This window comes from Corynebacterium sp. ACRPJ, assembly GCF_022347345.1.
Taxonomy (GTDB): Bacteria; Actinomycetota; Actinomycetes; order Mycobacteriales; family Mycobacteriaceae; genus Corynebacterium; species Corynebacterium tuberculostearicum_D.
In genome coordinates this window covers 65,319-84,997 of the sequence record NZ_JAKRNC010000004.1, presented here as the reverse complement: position 1 = coordinate 84,997, position 19,679 = coordinate 65,319, and the positions used below count along the sequence as shown (strand labels likewise).

Genomic DNA, 19,679 nt, shown 5'->3' with positions numbered 1-19,679 from the left:
CTGACACGCCGGAGAGTAAAACACGGCCGCAGTCACGCCGAAATTCTACCCGCGCGGCAGGAGGCCTAAGAATCATGCACGATGTTGATCCCCTCATCAATTCGCTGTATCAAGCCTTCGATCTTCTCGGCGTGGTTTTGAACGGCATCATTGGCGGCACCCTTGCCCGCCGCCGTGAATTCGACATCGTGGGCTTCGTGTTCCTCGCCCTCTTTTCTGGGCTGGCCGGTGGCATGATCCGTGACATGCTCATCGGGGATGGAGCAGCGGCAGCGATCTCAGACCCGTGGTACCTCGGCCTTGCTTGCTGTGGTGCGCTTATTGCGTTTCTTATCGATCTCAAGGGCAAGGCGTGGGAGCTTTTCCGCGAACACGGCGATGCCATCATTCTCGGCGTGTGGTCCACCACCGGCTGCGTTAAAGCGCTCACCCACGGCATGCCCCTTATTCCCTGTGTCTTTCTGGGCGTGCTTACCGCGGTGGGCGGAGGAATGGTCCGCGATATAGCTTCGGGGGAAATCCCGTCCATCTTTGGCGGCAGCCCCCTGTATGCCGTGCCGTCTATCCTCACCGGCATCGTCATGGTTACCTTTGCTGATTACGGACAGTTTGCACTCGGCATGGTGGTCGCGCCAATCGTCGGCAGTGGCATGGCGATTTTGTCCTATTGGCGCGGCTGGGTCCTGCCCCGCGCCGGTGTAGCTCCCGTTAACTACTCCGCGGCCCAAGTGGCGGCGATTGCGAAGAAAGCCGAGCTCAAAGGCTTTCGCCGCGGCAGGAAGAAAAACTAAAAAAGCTTCCCCACCAGGACTCGAACCTAGAATGACGGTACCAAAAACCGTAGTGTTGCCGATTACACCATGGGGAAACACAGCAAAAGCTGTAGGCATAGCGTACCTGACACCCCCGGGTAAATCACAAATTGCGGGGCAAAGGATAGGGTGGAGGGCATGGCTCGACAAAGGATGACCGGCCGGGAACGCCGCGAACAACTCATTTCCATCGGACGCGCTGCATTCGCGGAACTAGGCTTTGAAGGAACCAGCGTCGAAGAGATCGCGGCACGCGCCGGGGTATCCAAACCCGTTGTCTATGAGCACTTCGGGGGCAAGGAAGGCCTTTATGCGGTGGTTGTTGACCGCGAGATGCTGGCCCTGGAAAAGGTCATTACTGATTCCTTGAAGACCGGCAGCTGGCGCGAGCGCATCGAGCAGGCCGTCATGGCCATTTTGACCTATGTTGAGGAAGAAACTGATGGCTTTCTCATCCTGGTGCGCGATGCCAAGCCCGGTGACGAGCGCAGCTTCTCCACGTTGTTGAATTCCGCGGTGGGCCAGGTTTCCTATATTTTGAGCGAAGCATTTGAGCACCGTGGCATCGACCCGGATTTGGCGGATATTTACGGTCAAGCGCTGGTGGGAATGGTATCGACCACCGCGCAATGGTGGCTGGATGAGCGCAATCCGGACAAGGAAGTCGTCGCCACGCATATTGTCAATCTATGCTGGAATGGTTTGTCCGGTATGGAAGTAAAGCCCAAGCTAGGAGGCAAATAATTGGCGACCCCAATGCTGGCCGGCCTGCTCAAGGTAGCGGCCTCGGATCCCAAGCTCAAGGGCATGATTTCTCATGTGGGCGAAGACCTCCACATCACAGGCTTGGATCAGTCCCGGCCGTGGGCCTTGGGCACCTTGGCTCATCATGCCCCAGTGCTCGTGGTAACCGCTACGAGCCGCGAGGCCGAGGACCTCACGGCGGAGCTTACGGCGATGCTGGGGCAGAAGGTGGCCATGTTCCCCGCCTGGGAGACCCTGCCACACGAGCGCCTGAGCCCCGGCGTAGACATCATCGGCCGCCGCGCTGAAGTTCTGCACAATCTCGATAGCCTGCAGGTCATCGTCACCGCCGCCCGCGGCCTGTCCCAGCCCATCCTGCAGGAGGTGGAGGGCCGCGCTCCCGTCCACCTCGAAGAAGATCAAGAATATGACTTCGATGAGGTAGTCCGCGAGCTCGAGTTCCGCGCCTATAAGCACGTAGACATGGTGGCTAAGCGCGGCGAGTACGCTACGCGCGGCGGCATCATCGATATTTTCCCCACCACGCTGGATTATCCGGTCCGCGTGGAGTTTTGGGGCGATGAGATTACCGATATCCGCCAATTTTCCGTAGCTGACCAGCGCACCATCCCTGAAATCGAGGTGGGCCGCGTAGACATTTTCCCGGCCCGCGAGCTGCCTATTACGGACGCCATTGCCAAGCGTGCGGCCGATCTCGCCGTTAAGCACCCCGGCAATCCCGCCTTGGTGGAGCTTTTGACCAAGGTAAGCGAGCACATTCCGGCCGAAGGTATGGAAGCGCTCCTGCCCGCGCTTTCCGACGCCCCCATGATCACCCTCCCCGAATTCCTGCGCCCCACCACCCACGTGGTGATGGTCGGCCCGGAAAAGATTCGCCGCCGCGTGGCGGATCTAGAAAAGACCGATGCGGAATTCCTCGCTGCCGGTTGGGAAGCCGCGGCCATGGGTGCCGATGGCCCGCTGGCAACCGAAGGGCTCGATACCGAGGCATCCAGCTACCGCTCCTATGAATCCCTCGAGGTCTCCATAAGCGAGGCCGGCCTGCCCCTGTGGACTTTCTCCCCACCGGGAATGCTCGCCGCCCCGGAAGAGGAGACCCTCCCGCTCGAATTCGAACCAGGGCCCACCCCGCGCGGCAATATCGAAGAAATCGATGCCATGATGGCCCAACTCCTCGCGCACACCAACGCCGGCGGCCGGGCAGCCTTCATCGCGCCGGCGCAAGGCGCCATCAAGCGTATGGTGGATCGCTTTGCAGAAAAGGGCATCCGCACCAAGGTAGCCACCCCTGGCTGGGAACCCACCGCCGGTGAAGTCACCCTCTACCAAGCACTAAGCCACGCCGGCCTGGTATTTCCTAAGGTGAAAAAGCCCAAGGACGCTGAGCCCCTCCCACTGGTCGTTGTCACCGAGACGGATCTGACCGGTAACCGCGTAGGCGATATCGCCGAAGCAAAGCGCCGGCCCGCCAAACGCCGCAATAAGGTTGACCCGCTGGCCCTCAAGCAGGGCGATTTTGTGGTGCACGAGACCCACGGCATTGGCAAGTTCCTCAAGATGGCCGAGCGCACCATCCAGTCCGGCGATGAAACCAGCCGCCGCGAATACATCGTGCTCGAGTACGCGCCCTCCAAGCGTGGTCAACCCGCCGATCAGCTCTGGGTTCCCATGGACTCGCTGGATCTGCTCAGCAAGTACACCGGTGGCGAATCGCCTCACCTGTCCAAGATGGGCGGTTCCGACTGGAAGAACACCAAGAAGAAGGCGCGCGCGGCCGTGCGCGAAATCGCCGGCGAGCTGGTTGAGCTCTACGCCAAGCGCCAGGCCGCGCCGGGGCACCAATTCTCCCCGGATAATCCGTGGCAGGCGGAGATGGAGGATAATTTCCCCTTCGTCGAAACCGAAGACCAGATGCTGGCTATCGACGCCGTCAAGCACGATATGGAGTCCACAGTGCCGATGGACCGCGTCGTCGTCGGCGATGTGGGTTACGGCAAGACCGAGGTGGCCATCCGGGCCGCCTTCAAGGCCGTGCAGGACGGCATGCAGGTGGCCGTCCTCGTGCCCACCACGCTGCTGGCGCAGCAGCATTTTGATACCTTCAGCGAGCGTATGACCGGCTTCCCCGTCAAGATTGAGGTGCTTTCGCGCTTTACCTCAAAGAAGGAAGCGAAGGACATCTTCAAGGGCCTAGCCGATGGCAGCGTCGATATCGTCGTCGGCACCCACCGCCTCCTCCAGACCGGTGTGCACTGGAAGAACCTCGGCCTCATCGTCGTGGACGAGGAGCAGCGCTTTGGCGTGGAGCACAAGGAACACATCAAGGCGCTCAAGGCCAGCGTGGATGTGCTCACCATGTCCGCGACACCTATTCCGCGCACCTTGGAGATGTCTATGGCGGGCATCCGCGAGATGTCCACCATCTTGACCCCGCCGGAAGACCGCCACCCGGTGCTGACCTACGTCGGCGCTTACGAGGACAAGCAGGTAGCCGCGGCCATCCGCCGCGAGCTGCTGCGCGATGGTCAGACCTTTTTCATCCACAACAAAGTCTCTGATATCGAAAAGAAGGCCCGCGAGCTGCGCGACCTGGTACCGGAGGCCCGCGTCGTCGTCGCGCATGGCCAGATGAACGAGGAGGTGCTCGAGCAGACCGTCCAGGGTTTCTGGGACCGCGAGTACGACGTCTTGGTGTGTACCACCATCGTGGAAACCGGCCTGGATATCGCCAATGCGAATACCCTCATTGTGGAAAACGCCCACCATATGGGCCTGTCCCAGCTGCACCAGCTGCGCGGGCGCGTGGGCCGCTCCCGCGAGCGCGGCTATGCCTACTTCCTGTACCCCAAGGGAGCTACGCTCACGGAAACTTCCTATGACCGCCTGGCAACTATCGCGCAAAACAATGACCTTGGTGCTGGCATGGCCGTAGCCATGAAGGACTTGGAGATGCGCGGTGCCGGCAACGTCCTTGGCGCCCAACAGTCCGGCCACATTGCCGGTGTGGGCTTCGATCTCTACGTGCGCCTCGTTGGCGAGGCGGTCGAGACCTTCAAATCGCTCGCCCGCGGCGAGGCCCCCACCGTTACCGATGAGGGCCCGAAGGAAATCCGCATCGATCTCCCCGTGGACGCGCATATTCCGGAAGGATATATCGACTCCGAGCGCCTGCGCCTAGAGGTCTATCGCAAGCTTGCGGCCTCGCAGAATGACGATGATCTCAAGGCCGTCATCGAGGAAATGAAAGACCGCTTCGGCCCGCTGCCGCAGGAGGTCCTGCGCCTGCTTTCCGTTGCTCGCCTGCGCCACCAGGCGCGCCGCGCCGGCATCTCCGATATCACCGTTCAGGGCACCCGCGTCAAGTTCCACCCCGTGGAGCTGCCGGATTCCAAGCAGGTGCGTCTCAAGCGCCTATATCCGGGCTCCAGCTTCCGTGCGGCGGCGAAGGCAATCAACGTGCCGTTCCCCAAAGCTGGGCGCAATGTCACCTCGCCGAAGCTGCGCGATACCGAGCTCATTCAGTGGGCGGCGGACTTCCTAAGCGCGCTTTTCGACGTCGACGCCATCAACGTCAGCGGCGCCCAGCCGACCTCGAACGTGGTCAGCGTAGGGGAGTAGCTAGAGGGTGAGCCAGCCGGTGCTCAAGCCCCAGATGGCGGTGGCGGCACCGGCCAAGACAATGGCCACCACGCACCACTCGAAGGTGTTGAAGATGCGTTCCTTCTTCCACAACCGGGTGCCGACATACGGGATAAGTCCCGGTACCACGGCCAATGCGCCGAGCAGGACGTAGACGAGGTCGGCCGCATAAATCAGCCACAGGGAATAGATAAACGCGAGCAAAGAAATGACCAAATGCTTGCGGTTATCCTTGCGGCTGACCTCTGGTCCGGAAAGATCGAACTTGATACCCGCCTGCGGGTGAGACAGCCCCTTGCCCCGCAGCGCCAAGAGCAATAGGTACAGCGAAGAAAAGATATAGGGCAGCAAGTACATGATGGTTGCCAGCTGCACCATGGCGTTATAAGACGCCTCGTTGAGGTAGAAGACGATGATGAACAACTGGATGGCCATCGTGGAAATCAGCTGCGCTACCCACGGCGCACCCGCCACGTTAATGGTGCCAATGCGGCGGGGAATGAGGCCGTCGATGGCCATCATCACGATGGGCTCGGCGCACAACATCTGCCAGGAGACGTAGGCACCCAAAACCGACAAGCACAGTCCAATAGACACCAGCGCGCCGCCCCAAGGTCCGATGACCTCGGTGAGCACGGAGGCCATGGAATTATCCGGCAGCGCGGCCAATTCTTCCTTGGTCATCACGCCAAAACTCAGGGTAGACACGGAAACCAGCAGCGCCAGCACGGAGAAGAAGCCGATGACGGTCGCGCGGCCGACGTCGGTGCGCTTAGAAGCCTGCTTGGAATAAACGGATGCGCCCTCCACACCAATGAAGACCCACACGGTAAAGAGCATGATTCCCTGGACCTGCTCAAAGACGCTGGCCTCAGACGCGCGTCCCCAGAAATCCAAGGTGAATTTATCCCAGCTGAACCCGAGGAATGCAATGAGCACCACAAAGGCCAGGATGGGCACAATCTTGGCAATTGTGGTGATGAGGTTCATGAACGCGGCCTGCTTGATGCCGCGAGCAAGGACCGCAAAAATGCCCCAAGATAGGAGGGAGACGGCGATGGCGGAGGTCCAGTAATGGTCGGCGTCGAAAAGCGGCAGGTAATGGCCCAAGGTATTGAAAAAGAGGGTGGCATAACCCACCTGCGCCATAACGGAGCCCAGCCAGTAGCCCCAGCCGGAGGTAAAACCAATAAAATCGCCGAGGCCGGCACGCACGTAGGAATAAACGCCAGAATCAAGGTGCGGCTTGCGGCGGGCCAGAATCTGAAAAACAAACGCCACAGAGAGCATGCCGATGCCCGCTACCAGCCAGCCAATGAGCATCGCGCCTGGGCCGGCAACGGAAGCAATGTTTTGGGGCAGCGAGAAAATGCCCGCGCCCACGGTGGAACCGATAATCAGCGCGACGAGGGTCCACAACGTCACGGAGTGGGATCTATTCTGGCTGGAGGTCATTGGCCTAAAATACCTTGAATAGCCCCATAATGGGAACTCGGGCTAGACTTTGTGCACATGACTGTGCTGTTGCTCGATGAACGCTGGCCCACCATGATCCCCATGCAGGCGCACGGGAAGCTGCGTGGCCCTGTCCACTTCACGGGTGAAGTACCCGTGTCCGTACGGTGGAATTTCTCCGATCTGCTGGTAGGCGAGGACGCCACCGGCACCTTGGTAAGCACCGACGAACACGATCCGGAAACTCGCGCCCGCCTCGCTAGCGGCGAGTCCGTCATTCGCGCCGAATCCCTTGCGGATCCCATCATGCAGGCGCGCCAGACCATGGCCACGGCGCGGCGCATTGGGGAGTGGGAGCGCGAGCAAACCCATACCTCACTCTTGCCTTATCTTGAGGAGGAATCCGCCGAATTCGCCGCGGCCGTGCGCAATCGCGAACCGGAAAGCGAGATGCTCAAGGAATTGGGGGATGTCTTCCTCCAGGTGCTCTTCCATGCGGAAATCTCCACCTTTTCGCTTGACGACGTCGCCCAGAGCTTCCTCACCAAAATGCGCGCCCGCGCCCCATACCTATTTGATGGCACCACGGAGATTGTCGACGTTGACACGCAAGAGAGGCTGTGGCGCGAAGGCAAGGGAATGTAGGATGGCTTCTCATGAAGAGGCTCCTGCAGATATTCGGGGGCTGCGGGGTGGCCGTAGCCGTGATCATCGCGTTGGTGGCATGGCTGTTGACGGGGCACGGCACTTCACAGGAGCCCGTACCGGAGAACATTCCGCCCGTTGAAGGCAAAGAGGTCGCGCATATTGACGTCAACGCCCCCGGCCGCACCGCGGATAAGCTTACCTACTGGGCCTCTGACCTAGCTGAGCAGACGGGCATCCCGCCGGCCGCCCTGCGCGCTTATGGCAACGCCGAACTCATCGCTCAGCAAAAATGGCCGAATTGTCATCTGCGCTGGAATACCCTTGCCGGGCTGGGCTACGTGGAGACCCGCCATGGCACCTACAACGGCAATTGGTTTAAGCCCTCCAAGCTTGACGACGCCGGCTACCCCCAACCACCCATCAACGGCATCGCCCTCGATGGCCTGAACAATACGGCGCACACCCCAGATACCGATAATGGCGACATCGATGGGGACTCCGAATATGACCGCGCCGTCGGCCCGATGCAATTTATCCCGACCACGTGGGAGTCGGTGGGCGCTGATGCCAACGGCGATGGGAAGGCGGACCCCAACCAAATCGACGACGCCGCAGTTGGCGCCGCCGGACTTTTATGTTTTGGTGATAGAGATCTCTCTAACCCAGAACAGTGGGAGGAAGCAGTCCTAAATTACAATCAGTCCAGCGAGTATTTGCATAAAGTTGCACACGCCGCCAATGCTTACTCGGTTCCGCAAAGTGCCAAGTAGCGTCACACAGTAAAGTTTTCTGCAACAATTGACAACGTAGCTGGGCCGGCTGGTCCAGAGCGAACTTTTTTATGAGGAGTGAAAAACAGCATGGCTGATATCATCCACACTTTCGCCCGCGAAATTCTTGATTCCCGTGGCAACCCAACCATTGAGGCCGAGGTCTTCCTTGATGACGGCGCCCGCGGTGTTGCCGGCGTTCCTTCCGGTGCTTCTACCGGTGTGCACGAGGCTCACGAGCTGCGCGACGGCGGCGAGCGCTACCAGGGTAAGGGTGTTCTGAAGGCTGTTGAGAACATCAACGAGAAGATTGCCGATGAGATCGCCGGCTTCGAAGCCGACGACCAGCGCCTCATTGACCAGGCACTGATTAAGCTGGACGGTACCGATAACAAGTCCGAGCTCGGCGCAAACGCCATCCTGGGCGTTTCCATCGCCGCAGCCAAGGCCGCTGCAGAGTCCGCTGCACTGCCTCTGTACCGCTACATCGGCGGCCCAAATGCTCACGTGCTGCCAGTGCCAATGATGAACATCCTCAACGGCGGCGCACACGCTGACTCCGGCGTTGACGTTCAGGAATTCATGATCGCTCCGATTGGTGCGGAGTCCTTCGCCGAGGCTCTGCGCATGGGCGCCGAGGTCTACCACGCACTGAAGGCAGTGCTGAAGGACAAGGGCTTGTCCACTGGTCTGGGCGACGAGGGTGGCTTCGCTCCGTCCGTTGACTCCACCAAGGCTGCTCTCGACGTCATCGTTGACGCCATCAAGAAGGCCGGCTTCGAGCCAGGCAAGGACGTAGCCCTGGCACTTGACGTTGCTTCCTCCGAGTTCTTCAAGGACGGCAAGTACCACTTCGAGGGTGGCGAGCACACCGCTGAAGAAATGTCCAAGGTCTACGAGGACCTCATCGACCAGTACCCGATCGTCTCCATCGAGGATCCGCTGCAGGAAGATGACTGGGATGGCTACACCGCCCTGACCGCCGCAATTGGCGAGAAGGTACAGATCGTCGGCGATGACTTCTTCGTCACCAACCCTGCCCGCCTGCAGGAGGGTATTGAGAAGAAGGCTGCTAACGCCCTGCTGGTTAAGGTCAACCAGATTGGTACCCTGACCGAGACCTTCGACGCTGTCGAGCTGGCTCACCGAAATGGTTACCGCACCATGATGTCCCACCGCTCCGGTGAGACCGAGGACACCACCATCGCAGACTTGGCTGTTGCTCTGAACTGTGGCCAGATCAAGACCGGTGCACCGGCTCGTTCCGAGCGAGTAGCTAAGTACAACCAGCTGCTGCGTATCGAGCAGGAGCTTGGCGACGGCGCAGTCTACGCCGGCCGCTCCGCATTCCCGCGCTTTAAGGCTTAATCGCCTCCTTTCGTAGCGCCCTCGCATTGCCGCGGGGGCGCTTTCGCATGTCTAGGTATTGTTGCCAGGTTTGCTTCCAATTCATGGTCCGCGGTGCTAAAGGCCCTTGGGCACGGCCAATTTCGAAGGTGCCGTCCGAAAAGAGCCAGGCAACGTCCCCAGTGATGGGATCCATGATGTAGCGTGCCCTACCATCGGTCTTTACGTTGTGGTGGTGTTGACAGAGAGTGACAAGATTATCGACGCTCGTCGGTCCGCCGTCGGCATACTCCACTCGATGATCAAGCTGGCAGTAATGCGCCGGCATGGAGCACCCCGGCCAACGGCACGTGGCATCGCGACCGTGAACCCATGTCCTGATTTGTTCGGTGGGAACGTAGGAGGATGTTTCTTCTGGGCACAGCTCGCGAGTCATCGAGTAATTGCTTAAATGTTCTGTAAGAACGCACCATCCCGCCGAAGGTATGTATACGCGAGAAGCATCGTCACCCGCTGCGTAGGTATTGATTACTACTTTTGTCTGGGTGCGATTAAAGATCAGCGTCTCCAAAGCCTCTGACTTAGTGATGTTCTTCTTTCGCGCTGCTTTATCGATGTGCCGTGAAATAGCACTGGCGGTTGCTTTATCCGTCTTCAGAGTGATGGTGGCTTGGCCTTTGGAATAAGAAATGGAAACAGACCGCTCAATTTCCTTCTCAATATCTGGTTTGAGAATGCCGTCGATGTAGTCGCGCAAGAATCTACGGATTTCAGATTCCGTGGGCACATGCTGAGCAGGTTCCTTCGGGGTGAGGAAGTCTGCAAGGGCGGCATCGACTAGTTGGATGCCCTCGGCGTCGTCGCCAAGCGGGGCAAGCTCGGCATCAATAACGTGCAGCCGCGGGAGGTCAAGAATCCAATGTTCGGTCTGTACCGCCGTGGTTAACGGCAATTCTCGCATGCGCAGGTGAGAGCGCAGCGCGGATAAGACGCGCCAGTAGCTCAAGCCCACCCGCTTAGCTAAAGCGGAGGTAGTGCATTCGACATCGTCTTCTAATCGCGGAAGCACGGATTGGTATAGCTGCCAGGATTGAATGCGTTGGAGCATGCCCAAAACGCAAACCGTATCGTCGAGGTTATTGGTAGAAAAATAAGCTTTCTTTGGTGGTGCGTCGCTGGCTGTCACGGTAAATTCCCCCTCTGGAATAAATCGCACACCCAATCGAATTTCTGCCCCTAGTATAAGCCGCCTTTCCGGCGTGCGCAAGGGGTAAAACGAAAGAGTGTGCGAAATTCCGGGGGTTAGTAACTGAAAACGTTGTCAGCTACTGCTTCGAGTTCCTTATCGTCATATTTGTCACCGCAGGTGGCTAGGGAACCCACGCCAGCCATGTACATGGTAAAAAGCTTGTCTAGGACGGGAGAAGCCGCTGATATTTCAAGCTTTTCGTAGACGGGAGCGTATTTCCTATCGAACTCCTCAAGGCTAGGGACGAGTTCTTCAAACGCGCTGTCGCCATGGGTTAGCAAATACTTGGCGTCGTCCAGGATTTGCTCATTCTCGCAGGCAACAGATCCAGCCTTCTTCAGTGTCGTGGCATTGACCTCGTAGCTTGTAGGTCCGTCTTCCTCTTCGGAAGCCCCAGCGCCGAACACATCCAAGTAAAAGTCCGGGATAGTGCCGTGTTCTTTTATATGGTAAATGAAGCCGCTTTTGGTATTGAGGTCGTGTTTTCTGCTTGTGGTGGTGGGGGTTTCGCTGCTGGTAGGGCTTTCGCTAGTGGGGGATTCAGCTTCGGTGGCTACTTCTTCTTTGTGGTCGGTCGAGCTGCACCCGGTAAGTAGGGTGCCTACGGCGGCTAGGAGGAGGAGACGCTTGAGGGGCATAGCTATTCCTTAAGTAGGGAATCTGGTTCGAGGTTTTAGCTGGAATGGATGGCCTCAGCGACCTCTTCCAGTTCCTCATCGCTGAATTCATCGCCGCAAGCCATCACGGCACCGAGTGAGGTCATCGCTGCAGCCATGATCTTGTCATTGTCTGGTGCGTCATCGGGGATGTTCAGTGCCTCAAAAACATCACTGTATTTATCATCAGAGCCGCTGACTGATGACATAACAGCTTCCCCAAATTTGTCGGTGTTTCCTCGGAAATATTCCTTTGAAATGTCGAGCAACTCGTCATTCTTGCAGGTAGCTTCGCCGGCCTTCTTGACGGAATCCGCGTTGGTTTCAAAGGTCTCGGGCTGATCGTCGCCCTCGAGCTGGTCAGCATCGTGGTTGATGTAATCATCCGGCAGGGTTTTGTACTCCTTGAGATAGTCGGCCATGCCGTCTTTGGTGTTCAGGTCGTAGCCGTCTCCGTAGACGGGGTATTCGCCGTCTTGGGCGGAAGGGCTGCAGCTGGCAAGGAATAGGGTTGCGGTGAGAACGGGGAGGAGGCGCTTGAGGGACATGAAACTTCCTTCCTGGGAGGGAGAATTTCTTTTAGTGTATCCAAATTGCGCGTGCCACGTCCCTGTTACAGGAGTGACGGCGCTAGGATTAGAGGCCTATGGCACGCGAAAAGAAGAGGCAGCGAAACCGGAGCCGCACTAAGGTTCCGGTGGCCTCGCGTGCTGCGGATATCCGCAAAGCTCAGCGTGCACAGCTGAAGCAGAAACAGAAGCCGGACCGGATGAGTATTGCCGGAGTAGGCGTAATCGTAGCTATCGTGCTCGTGGTTTTGTTTGCTATCGCCATTCCGCTGCGCAATTACTACCACGGCCGGTCCGAAATTGCCCGCCTCAATGAGTCAATCGCTGCCAAGCAGGATGAGAAAGCTGCTTTGCTGGAGAAGATTGATAGATATAAATCCGATGAGTACATCAAGCAGGAGGCGCGGCGCCGATTCGGGGTCGTCGATGAGGGCGAGACCGCCTACCGCATCATTGACCCGCAGATTAAGCCGGATGACCAGCTCACCACAGATGGTCAGAAGGAAGAAGATTCCCGCGAATGGTACGAAGTTTTGTGGGATTCCGTAGCCGAGCCGCCTGAGGAAGAAGCTCCGTCCGAGCAGGTAAATCATCTTCCGATTGAGCCGGCGCCGGAAGAGAATCCAGATGTGCGATAATTGTCCGCATGACCGTCACTGATGCAGATATCGCTGTAGTAACTGAGCAATTGGGCCGCACCCCGCGCGGGGTCCTGGAGGTTTCTTATCGCACGCCGGATGGGCAGCCCGCGGTAATTAAGACGGCGCCCAAGCTTGCCGACGGCACCCCATTCCCCACCCTCTACTACCTCACCGACCCACGGCTTACTGCCGAAGCCTCACGCTTGGAGGTTGCCCACGTTATGAAGTGGATGGAAGCCCGCTTGGGTGAGGACGAGGATTTGGCTGCCGACTATCAGCGCGCCCACGAATACTTCCTGGCCAAGCGCAATGACATCGAAGACCTTGGCACCGATTTCTCCGGTGGCGGGATGCCCGATCGGGTGAAGTGTCTGCATGTGCTCATCGCGTACTCGCTTGCTGAGGGCCCACAGCATTTCCGGTTGGGAACTGAAGCGGTGGCCATGGCCGCTGACCACGGCAAGCTACGAGGCGCTGCCATCCCGCAGGACTGGCCCAGCGTCGAGGATCTGGGGATTGACCTGGCCCAGTTCGATTTCTCTAACGCGGAATAGGAGGGCTGCTATGACTCGCGTTGCTGCGATTGATTGCGGTACGAATTCGATTCGCTTGCTCATCTCTGAGATTCAGGATGACGGCAAGGTCCGCGATATTACCCGCACCATGGAAATCATCCGCCTGGGAGAGGGAGTCGATGCCACTGGCGAAATTGCCCCTGCGGCCCTAGACCGCGCCCGCGTGGCCTTGGAAGGCTACGTACGCCAGATGAAGTTTGAGAAGGTCACCCGCGTGCGGATGGTCGCTACCTCCGCTACTCGCGATGCCAAGAATCAACAGGAATTCTTCGACATGACCGCTGAGTTGCTCGGCCAAATTCAGCCTGGCGCACAGGCCGAGGTCGTCTCGGGCGAGGAAGAGGCTCTGTTGTCCTTTAATGGCGCCGTGGCCGATGTGGAGCCAGACCGCGGGCCATTCTGTGTCATCGACCTGGGCGGCGGATCGACCGAGTTCGTCGTCGGCACGGCCGATGGCGATATCTTGGGCACCCACTCTGCCCGCATGGGGTGCGTCAGGCTAACCGAGCGCATTATGCGTACCGATCCGCCTACCGAGTCGGAGATTGAGATTGCTTCCGAGTACGTCGGCGAGCGCACGGCGGAAGTGGAGAAGATAGTACCTATTTCTAAGGCCCGTACCATCGTCGGTTGCGCAGGCACCTTCACCACTCTTTCCGCATTGGCTCAGGGCCTTGAGCGCTACGACGCCGATGCCATTCACGGGTCTGAGCTCCGCTTCGATGCCCTGCGCGTGCTTTTGCAGCAGCTAATTAGCCTGCCTTCCGACGTCCGCGCCCTCAACCCCGTCATTCACCCCGGCCGTGCCGACGTCATTGGCGGTGGGGCGGTAGCCGTCGAAGGCATCATGCAGCTTATCGAGCGCAATTGCGATGCGCGCAGCTTTTTCATCAGTGAAAAGGACATTCTCGACGGCATTATCGCTGGTCTGGCTGCTGAGGGTACCCCTCGTTAACTCCCGTAGGGTGGGGTGGCCTAAAATATTCCTTGCCCTTGCCCCCATAGCCCAATCGGCAGAGGCAGTCGACTTAAAATCGATTCAGTGTGGGTTCGAGTCCCACTGGGGGCACCATGTGAAGTCTCGAGACATCGTTCCGGTCGGTGTCTCGAGACTTTTCTAGTCAACAGGTCTCCACAGACTTTATGCGGAAGTTGCACACAAAACTTCTAGCTAAATGGAAAGAATGTGGAACTTTATGGGGTGGTGTCTCGTTGAATGGGGTGAGATAGCTAATTTGCACCTCTCTTAGAAAGGACAACCGTGCGTTCAAGCAATCCGGTAATGAGTTCTCTGACCGAAAATAGTAGCCGCCAAAACTCTGGTTATGAGGACGTATCTACTCGTCCCATGACCGTGGATGACGTAGTGACCAAGACGGGTATTACCCTCGGCGTTATCATCGTCGCCGCGGCCATCAACTTCGCCCTGGGAATGCTAGTAAGCCCGGGTATCGCTATGGCCTTGACTCTGGTCGGTGGTATCGGTGGCTTCATTACCGTGCTCGTTGCCTCTTTTGGCAAGAAGTGGGGTTCTGCTGCAGTCACCCTGATTTATGCCGTATTTGAAGGCCTATTTGTCGGTGGCTTCTCCTTGATGTTCGCCAACGTTAACTTCCAGGGCGAAGGCGGCATGGCCATCATTGGCCAAGCAATTGTCGGCACGATTGGTGTATTCATTGGCATGCTGATTGTGTACAAGACTGGCGCAGTGAAGGTGACTCCGAAGTTCACCAAGATCCTTTTCGGCCTGATTGCTGGCGTTGCTGTCATGGCTCTTGTTAACTTCTTGGGCGCGATTTTCTTTGACTTCAACCCACTGCGTGATGGTGGCCCGATTGCCATCATCTTCTCGCTTGTCTGCATCGTTCTTGGCGCCCTGTCCTTCCTGACCGACTTTGATCAGGCTGACCGCATGATCCGCGCTGGTGCTCCCGCTAAGAACGCGTGGGGCGTTGCTCTGGGCCTCGCTGTGACCCTGGTCTGGCTCTACACTGAAATTCTCCGTCTGCTGAGCTACTTCCAGCGTGACTAACTGACTCTTTTGTATTGGCCCGCACTTCGGTGTGGGCCTTTTTGTTGCCGAAAATTCGCTTACAAACGTGTAATTTCTGGGGTAGTGCTGGGGGATAAAGTGAGGGTTTAACCTTCATTTGGTCTACCAAACCACTCCAAGAGATGATACAGCTCATGAGCAGGAAATTTCGCCCTTTAGACGTGATGGGTGTGACATATGGGACAAATAATTTTGTTAAATTGCCGTTAACCTTTGCGATTGCGTAGAAAATTCTGGGTGCCTCATGCATGCTGTGTACCGGAACGGGAAATACGAAGTGAAAAGTTCTCTTTTTCACTTCTCCTGTTCCTCTCGTCAGGAAGTGAGTGCGCGAAGGATTGTTGTGAAGCGTCAGGTCACCGTAGCAACGTTGATGGTCAGCACCGTTATGCTGAGTAGCTGCGTTGCGGACATCGGTACGAGGAGCGCGTCAGAGGAGACCACCAAGGTGGACGAGGCTGGCGGCATTAGTTCGACCGACGGTGCAGGGGGAACCAACGGGGACGCGGGGGATGACGCGGAAGGCAATCAGGGGGAAACGGCACACACCAATGACGGGGAGAATGCGGACGGCGCCGGCCAACCGGGGGAGGCCGGCGCCACGGGGTCGGGAGACACTTCCGGCGTCCTACCGCCACTGGGGGAATTCGATCCGGCAGACCCGAGCTTCGAGCTTTTTGATCCGTGTACGGAGATTCCGTACGGCAGATTAGAAGCTTCTGGGATACATCCTGAGCCTATTTCGGTTCATCGGGAGTCAGGATGGAGTTTCTGTGGATTTCGTGGCTCTGGGTCGAGGTATGGAGAAGCCTCTATCACTTTGGCGTCAAAGAATTTGGGGATCGATCAAGAAACAATCAAATTTACCGGTGAACCAATTTTGACTGGCGAGAATCTACCTCTCGTAGCTTATCCAGAAGATGGTCCTTTGGGCCGATACTGTTCGGCATTTCTAGAGACTACAGGTGGAACAGTGAAAGTTAGCTTTTCCAATCTTCAAGAAGGTTCTGTAGAGACTACCTGCGAAAATGCCGAGCAAATATTTGAAGACCTTACAATGTAAATAAAAATCGGGGGAGCAATGAAGCTGAATAGTCAGAATCTTGAGTTGAATTCTATGGCAATTAATGAATTTCAATCAAGAATTAGTGAAGTAGGAGCGGGGATAAATTCTCCACTTAATGCAGGATTTTCTTCAGTTAATGGAATTGATCATGTAGGTGCGGTTCACCAGAGGGTTCTTGAGACTGACCCGGGATCTGCGTGTGAATCAATCAAGAACTTTTCAGAGCAATTAGAATGGTTGTACGACAGTCTCGGGCGTGAGGCTCGAGGGTTTCAGTCGCAGGAGGACGCGAATAGTCGGGGAATGGAGATCGCGGATGCGGGTGGAGATATCGGCATTGAGTCGATGCCGATTATGAACCAGCCGGAGCCGGGGTACAGCCCATTTGGGTTTTCCATGCCGGTGGTGAATGTCGGTACGGACATTGTGAAGCTTGCTACCGACCTGATGTCGACGCAGATTTGGAATGTGTCGGAGGCGAATGCGCGGTGGAGCTCGTTGGCGTCGGAAGTCGACGATATCGTTAGCGGGTTGCAGGAAGCAGCCGGGTCTTTGGAAGGCGAGAACGACAGTGAGGCAACGTCGAGGGCGGCGGCAAAGATTAGGGAAGTGGCGGCGTCGGGAAGCCACTTTGTAGCAAATGCCAAGGTCATGGGGGAGAAACTGACCGGATTCCACGCCAAGCTGATGGGCATGCAGCCGACTGCGATGGCCATGGCGATGGAAGTGATGGCCATTCCAGAACCGGTCGAGCGCGAAATTGCGGAAAAGGCCGCATTGGCCGCATTGCAACCTGACCTGCAGCGCTTCGCGGTAGAAGCAATGCCGTACCAGCACGCTCTGATGGAACAATCGCCGGCGTCGGGAGGCGGCGGTGTCGACGCCGGCCTCGCCGGAGTTGATGGTGATGGGCAGCGCTACACCACCGATGCCGTGGTGTGGCCAAAGAAGATTGCGGAAGCGATTGCGCGAGGTGAGTTGGGGCCGGGGAACTTCGACGTCGTCAATGGCAATGTGGACGGGCTGGAAGCGGTGGGGATGAGCCCACAGGAAATTAATGATTTTCACCAGCAGATGCATACTAGCGGCAGGAATGCGCTGGAAAGGCTTGGTCTGGGAGACCAAGTAGCCATCGGTGGGAATGAGGTGTCCACCCAAGGGGCGTCCGTGCCGAGTGTCGCTTCGGCTAACGGGGCGATGGGGCAGGTTCCTGGTGGTACAGCGCATCCGGTTGCCGCAGGAGCACATGCAGGCGCACTTAATAGCAGCGGTGCGATGGCACCGGTAGCTACAGCGCAATCCGCCAATTCTGGGATGGCGCCGATGATGGCAGCCGGACGGCCTGCGGACGCGGGCCGCGGCGTACTCGGCGGTCAGTCGCTACGAGGCGGAATTGGATCCGCTGCAGGAAATGTAGGTGGCGGCGCCGATGTGGTGCGCGCCGGAAGAGGAGCGCAGTCGGGCCTGCACCTTGGACGCGGAGCCGGGGCGCCCTACGCCGGTGTCGGTTCAGGCGTGCGCGCTGGCCATGGCAATGCACTCGGCGGCGGTTCTAGCATGCGTGCTGGTCTTGGCAGCGGTGCAGGAAACGGGGCTGGTGCGGGCATGCGGCCCGGCGTAGGTGGCAGCCTTGGTCATGGAACAGGCGGCGGTGAAAGTGCCGCGGCAGCGCGCGGTGGCAATGCAGGCCGCTCCACCGGAGGGGCGCGAGCCTATGGTCCAATGATGGGGATGCGCGGAGGTAAAGACAGTGAGAAAAAGCGCGTAAAGTCCGTCACCACGCAGGTCGAAAGGGACCCGAATAAGCGCGACCTCTTGGGGGAGCCGCCCGCTGTCGTACCCGGTGTCATCGGGGATTGGGTGCGGGAAGTGGACCCAGAAAAATAGCATGAAAAAGGGCCGAGGATATCCCTCGGCCCTTCAAGCATTATTACTGCTGTGGCAGTTCGGTGGCGGTACCGTTAACGTGCGGCTGCGCTGGCTCTTCTGGAACACCGGACTCGACTACAGGTGCTTCCTCTTCAATAACGGTTTCGGGTGCGGAAGAGCTGGTCTCAGCGTCCTTCTGCATCGGGGCCTCACCGGTGAAGGTGGAGGCATTTTCTACCTTGGAATCAGAATCCTGCTGGTTCGGTGGGTGGCAAGCAGCGAGGGAGAGGCCAGCAGTGAAGACCAGGCCAGCGGCGGCGAAACGGGAGAACTTCTTCATGGGGATGTGCTCTTTCTCCAGAGTGGTAAGTGGTTAAAAGTTTAGGACTCGCGTGGTGCAGCGGCCTTAGCAGAATCATACGGCGCTGCGGATTCGATGGTGACCGAAATGGTCTTGCCATTCGGAGCGGTGTACTCGCGGGTCTCGCCCTCTTGTGCGCCAATGATGGCAGCGCCCAGCGGGGACTGCTCGGAATAGGTTTCTAGGTCCTTGTTATCGGAAGCAGCGGCGCGGGTACCGATGAGGAAGGTCTCCTTATCGTCCTTGTCACCGTTGTAGTAAACGTGAACTACGGAACCGGTGTGGGCAACGCCCTCCTGAACAGCACCGCGCTCGGTGGTGGCATTCGCAAGAACCTCAGAAATCTGCTTAATGCGGGCCTCTTCCTGGTCCTGCATCTCACGTGCGGCGTCGTAACCGGCGTTCTCTTTGAGGTCGCCTTCCTCACGGCGCTCGTTGATTTCAGCCGCGACTACTGGGCGGTGGTCGATGAGCTCTTGCAGCTCGGCCTCGAGCTTCGCCTTGGTCTCTGGGGTGATGTACTGCTTTTGCTGCTCAGCCATTCTGCAACCTTCCGTAGATAGGAATTGTGGTCAAAGCCCCTGCTAATCCCTGGGGCTATAGGTAAAAGTGGAACTGGGCATATATCCAGTTCTAGGCGCTACAAATCCTAGCACACGCGGCTAGCGGCTTTCCGCGTAGTCAGGGTTATCCATATCCAAGTATTCGGGGATATTGCCGGAACAACCATAGGCCCCGCCAGCTACGGCACGAGCGTTGGTTGGGACGTCGACAGCGATGCGCTGGGTTTCGTTTCCGCCCGCGGGAACAGGGAATTCACGGCGGCCTACTTCGGCCTTGGAATAGTCATAGGCTTGGACAATGCAGTAGGCATCTTCATCGGTGTGATTGCGGGTGACATCGACCCAAACGCGGGTGGAATCATCGCTCAAAACCTCCTGGGTCACGATGGACACCTGTGCGTTCACCCGCTCCTTTTCCTGGAAATACCGGAATCCGAAGAAAATAAGTGCAATAAAAATGGCGACAAAGATAAGCACCAGCGCCTTATTAGTCCAGCTACCAGAGTTCTTTTCAGAGGAGCCGCGGGAGCCGTAGCGGGCGGCTGAGCGAGAGTTTCCGGCGGAAGTCATGGCTTCCACTCTAGTCGAGGACCATGGTTTTCCAATTATCTACTAGGATAATCATCTGTTCAAAGAACCTA

General features: G+C 57.9%; 19 protein-coding genes and 1 tRNA gene. 13 read left to right on the top strand and 7 right to left on the bottom strand.

What is annotated here, in order from left to right:
- Positions 1-74: 74 nt before the first annotated feature.
- The 3 genes from MHY08_RS04270 (at position 75) to mfd (ending at position 5,195) form a co-directional block, all read left to right on the top strand.
- Complete coding sequence (locus MHY08_RS04270; protein WP_239235493.1) at positions 75-791, top strand: trimeric intracellular cation channel family protein; 717 nt, start codon at positions 75-77, stop codon at positions 789-791.
- 159 nt (positions 792-950) lie between these two features.
- Positions 951-1,556, top strand: a complete 606-nt coding sequence (locus MHY08_RS04265) for a TetR/AcrR family transcriptional regulator (RefSeq protein ID WP_005329018.1) — start codon at positions 951-953, stop codon at positions 1,554-1,556.
- Positions 1,557-1,568: 12 nt separating this feature from the next.
- Positions 1,569-5,195 (top strand): transcription-repair coupling factor, encoded by a 3,627-nt coding sequence (gene mfd, locus MHY08_RS04260; RefSeq protein WP_239235584.1) that lies wholly within the window; start codon positions 1,569-1,571, stop codon positions 5,193-5,195.
- Here the strand turns inward: mfd and MHY08_RS04255 are convergent, their stop codons facing one another.
- Complete coding sequence (locus tag MHY08_RS04255; RefSeq protein ID WP_239235492.1) at positions 5,196-6,671, bottom strand: amino acid permease; 1,476 nt, start codon at positions 6,669-6,671, stop codon at positions 5,196-5,198.
- Between the two features lie 57 nt (positions 6,672-6,728).
- Between MHY08_RS04255 and MHY08_RS04250 the strand changes: the two genes are divergently transcribed.
- From MHY08_RS04250 to eno, 3 genes are all read left to right on the top strand, one after another.
- Complete coding sequence (locus MHY08_RS04250) at positions 6,729-7,316, top strand: MazG nucleotide pyrophosphohydrolase domain-containing protein (protein WP_204609668.1); 588 nt, start codon at positions 6,729-6,731, stop codon at positions 7,314-7,316.
- Between the two features lie 11 nt (positions 7,317-7,327).
- The gene (locus tag MHY08_RS04245; RefSeq protein WP_049379128.1) at positions 7,328-8,089 is read left to right on the top strand and encodes a lytic transglycosylase domain-containing protein; all 762 of its coding nucleotides are present in this window, start codon (positions 7,328-7,330) and stop codon (positions 8,087-8,089) included.
- 90 nt (positions 8,090-8,179) lie between these two features.
- A complete protein-coding gene (gene eno / locus MHY08_RS04240) occupies positions 8,180-9,457 on the top strand; it encodes a phosphopyruvate hydratase (protein WP_239192666.1) in 1,278 nt (425 codons plus the stop codon).
- On the opposite strand, the gene MHY08_RS04235 is transcribed toward eno, so the two are convergent.
- The 3 genes from MHY08_RS04235 to MHY08_RS04225 all read right to left on the bottom strand — a co-directional run bounded on the left by MHY08_RS04235 (position 9,447) and on the right by MHY08_RS04225 (position 11,889).
- The gene (locus tag MHY08_RS04235; protein ID WP_239235489.1) at positions 9,447-10,622 is read right to left on the bottom strand and encodes an HNH endonuclease signature motif containing protein; all 1,176 of its coding nucleotides are present in this window, start codon (positions 10,620-10,622) and stop codon (positions 9,447-9,449) included. The two genes, eno and MHY08_RS04235, sit on opposite strands and share 11 nt — an antisense overlap.
- 116 nt (positions 10,623-10,738) lie before the next feature.
- Positions 10,739-11,323 (bottom strand): hypothetical protein, encoded by a 585-nt coding sequence (locus tag MHY08_RS04230; protein ID WP_239235487.1) that lies wholly within the window; start codon positions 11,321-11,323, stop codon positions 10,739-10,741.
- A gap of 35 nt (positions 11,324-11,358) precedes the next feature.
- A complete protein-coding gene (locus tag MHY08_RS04225) occupies positions 11,359-11,889 on the bottom strand; it encodes a ribonuclease (RefSeq protein ID WP_204609660.1) in 531 nt (176 codons plus the stop codon).
- 98 nt (positions 11,890-11,987) lie between these two features.
- Between MHY08_RS04225 and MHY08_RS04220 the strand changes: the two genes are divergently transcribed.
- The 7 genes from MHY08_RS04220 (at position 11,988) to MHY08_RS04195 (ending at position 18,132) form a co-directional block, all read left to right on the top strand.
- Complete coding sequence (locus MHY08_RS04220) at positions 11,988-12,548, top strand: septum formation initiator family protein (RefSeq protein WP_239192657.1); 561 nt, start codon at positions 11,988-11,990, stop codon at positions 12,546-12,548.
- Positions 12,549-12,556: 8 nt separating this feature from the next.
- A complete protein-coding gene (locus MHY08_RS04215) occupies positions 12,557-13,105 on the top strand; it encodes a DUF501 domain-containing protein (protein ID WP_239192654.1) in 549 nt (182 codons plus the stop codon).
- A 10-nt stretch (positions 13,106-13,115) separates the two neighbouring features.
- Positions 13,116-14,081, top strand: coding sequence for a Ppx/GppA phosphatase family protein (locus MHY08_RS04210; RefSeq protein ID WP_049379137.1), 966 nt, complete (start codon positions 13,116-13,118; stop codon positions 14,079-14,081).
- Between the two features lie 40 nt (positions 14,082-14,121).
- A tRNA-Leu gene (locus MHY08_RS04205) sits at positions 14,122-14,198 on the top strand.
- A gap of 210 nt (positions 14,199-14,408) precedes the next feature.
- Positions 14,409-15,158, top strand: coding sequence for a Bax inhibitor-1/YccA family protein (locus MHY08_RS04200; RefSeq protein ID WP_239228006.1), 750 nt, complete (start codon positions 14,409-14,411; stop codon positions 15,156-15,158).
- Between the two features lie 469 nt (positions 15,159-15,627).
- Positions 15,628-16,242: a DUF3558 family protein gene (locus MHY08_RS11735; protein ID WP_301438139.1), complete on the top strand. Its 615-nt coding sequence runs from the start codon at positions 15,628-15,630 to the stop codon at positions 16,240-16,242.
- Between the two features lie 54 nt (positions 16,243-16,296).
- On the top strand, positions 16,297-18,132 hold the full coding sequence (locus MHY08_RS04195; RefSeq protein ID WP_239235485.1) for a hypothetical protein: 1,836 nt from the start codon (positions 16,297-16,299) through the stop codon (positions 18,130-18,132).
- A gap of 43 nt (positions 18,133-18,175) precedes the next feature.
- On the opposite strand, the gene MHY08_RS04190 is transcribed toward MHY08_RS04195, so the two are convergent.
- The 3 genes from MHY08_RS04190 to MHY08_RS04180 all read right to left on the bottom strand — a co-directional run bounded on the left by MHY08_RS04190 (position 18,176) and on the right by MHY08_RS04180 (position 19,608).
- A complete protein-coding gene (locus MHY08_RS04190) occupies positions 18,176-18,454 on the bottom strand; it encodes a thiamine biosynthesis protein X (RefSeq protein WP_204609648.1) in 279 nt (92 codons plus the stop codon).
- A gap of 41 nt (positions 18,455-18,495) precedes the next feature.
- Positions 18,496-19,017, bottom strand: coding sequence for a transcription elongation factor GreA (greA, locus tag MHY08_RS04185; protein WP_239228009.1), 522 nt, complete (start codon positions 19,015-19,017; stop codon positions 18,496-18,498).
- A gap of 120 nt (positions 19,018-19,137) precedes the next feature.
- Positions 19,138-19,608, bottom strand: coding sequence for a DUF4307 domain-containing protein (locus MHY08_RS04180; RefSeq protein ID WP_239228010.1), 471 nt, complete (start codon positions 19,606-19,608; stop codon positions 19,138-19,140).
- Between the last annotated feature and the right edge of the window lie 71 nt (positions 19,609-19,679).

Excerpts from the sequence above, each read along its gene's own strand:
- MHY08_RS04270 (WP_239235493.1), top strand. The coding sequence starts at position 75 with ATGCACGATGTTGATCCCCTCATCAATTCGCTGTATCAAGCCTTCGAT.
- MHY08_RS04265 (WP_005329018.1), top strand. The coding sequence starts at position 951 with ATGGCTCGACAAAGGATGACCGGCCGGGAACGCCGCGAACAACTCATT.
- mfd (WP_239235584.1), top strand. The coding sequence starts at position 1,569 with ATGCTGGCCGGCCTGCTCAAGGTAGCGGCCTCGGATCCCAAGCTCAAG.
- MHY08_RS04255 (WP_239235492.1), bottom strand. The coding sequence starts at position 6,671 with ATGACCTCCAGCCAGAATAGATCCCACTCCGTGACGTTGTGGACCCTC.
- MHY08_RS04250 (WP_204609668.1), top strand. The coding sequence starts at position 6,729 with ATGACTGTGCTGTTGCTCGATGAACGCTGGCCCACCATGATCCCCATG.
- MHY08_RS04245 (WP_049379128.1), top strand. The coding sequence starts at position 7,328 with ATGAAGAGGCTCCTGCAGATATTCGGGGGCTGCGGGGTGGCCGTAGCC.
- eno (WP_239192666.1), top strand. The coding sequence starts at position 8,180 with ATGGCTGATATCATCCACACTTTCGCCCGCGAAATTCTTGATTCCCGT.
- MHY08_RS04230 (WP_239235487.1), bottom strand. The coding sequence starts at position 11,323 with ATGCCCCTCAAGCGTCTCCTCCTCCTAGCCGCCGTAGGCACCCTACTT.
- MHY08_RS04225 (WP_204609660.1), bottom strand. The coding sequence starts at position 11,889 with ATGTCCCTCAAGCGCCTCCTCCCCGTTCTCACCGCAACCCTATTCCTT.
- MHY08_RS04220 (WP_239192657.1), top strand. The coding sequence starts at position 11,988 with ATGGCACGCGAAAAGAAGAGGCAGCGAAACCGGAGCCGCACTAAGGTT.
- MHY08_RS04215 (WP_239192654.1), top strand. The coding sequence starts at position 12,557 with ATGACCGTCACTGATGCAGATATCGCTGTAGTAACTGAGCAATTGGGC.
- MHY08_RS04210 (WP_049379137.1), top strand. The coding sequence starts at position 13,116 with ATGACTCGCGTTGCTGCGATTGATTGCGGTACGAATTCGATTCGCTTG.
- MHY08_RS04200 (WP_239228006.1), top strand. The coding sequence starts at position 14,409 with ATGAGTTCTCTGACCGAAAATAGTAGCCGCCAAAACTCTGGTTATGAG.
- MHY08_RS04195 (WP_239235485.1), top strand. The coding sequence starts at position 16,297 with ATGGCAATTAATGAATTTCAATCAAGAATTAGTGAAGTAGGAGCGGGG.
- MHY08_RS04190 (WP_204609648.1), bottom strand. The coding sequence starts at position 18,454 with ATGAAGAAGTTCTCCCGTTTCGCCGCCGCTGGCCTGGTCTTCACTGCT.
- greA (WP_239228009.1), bottom strand. The coding sequence starts at position 19,017 with ATGGCTGAGCAGCAAAAGCAGTACATCACCCCAGAGACCAAGGCGAAG.
- MHY08_RS04180 (WP_239228010.1), bottom strand. The coding sequence starts at position 19,608 with ATGACTTCCGCCGGAAACTCTCGCTCAGCCGCCCGCTACGGCTCCCGC.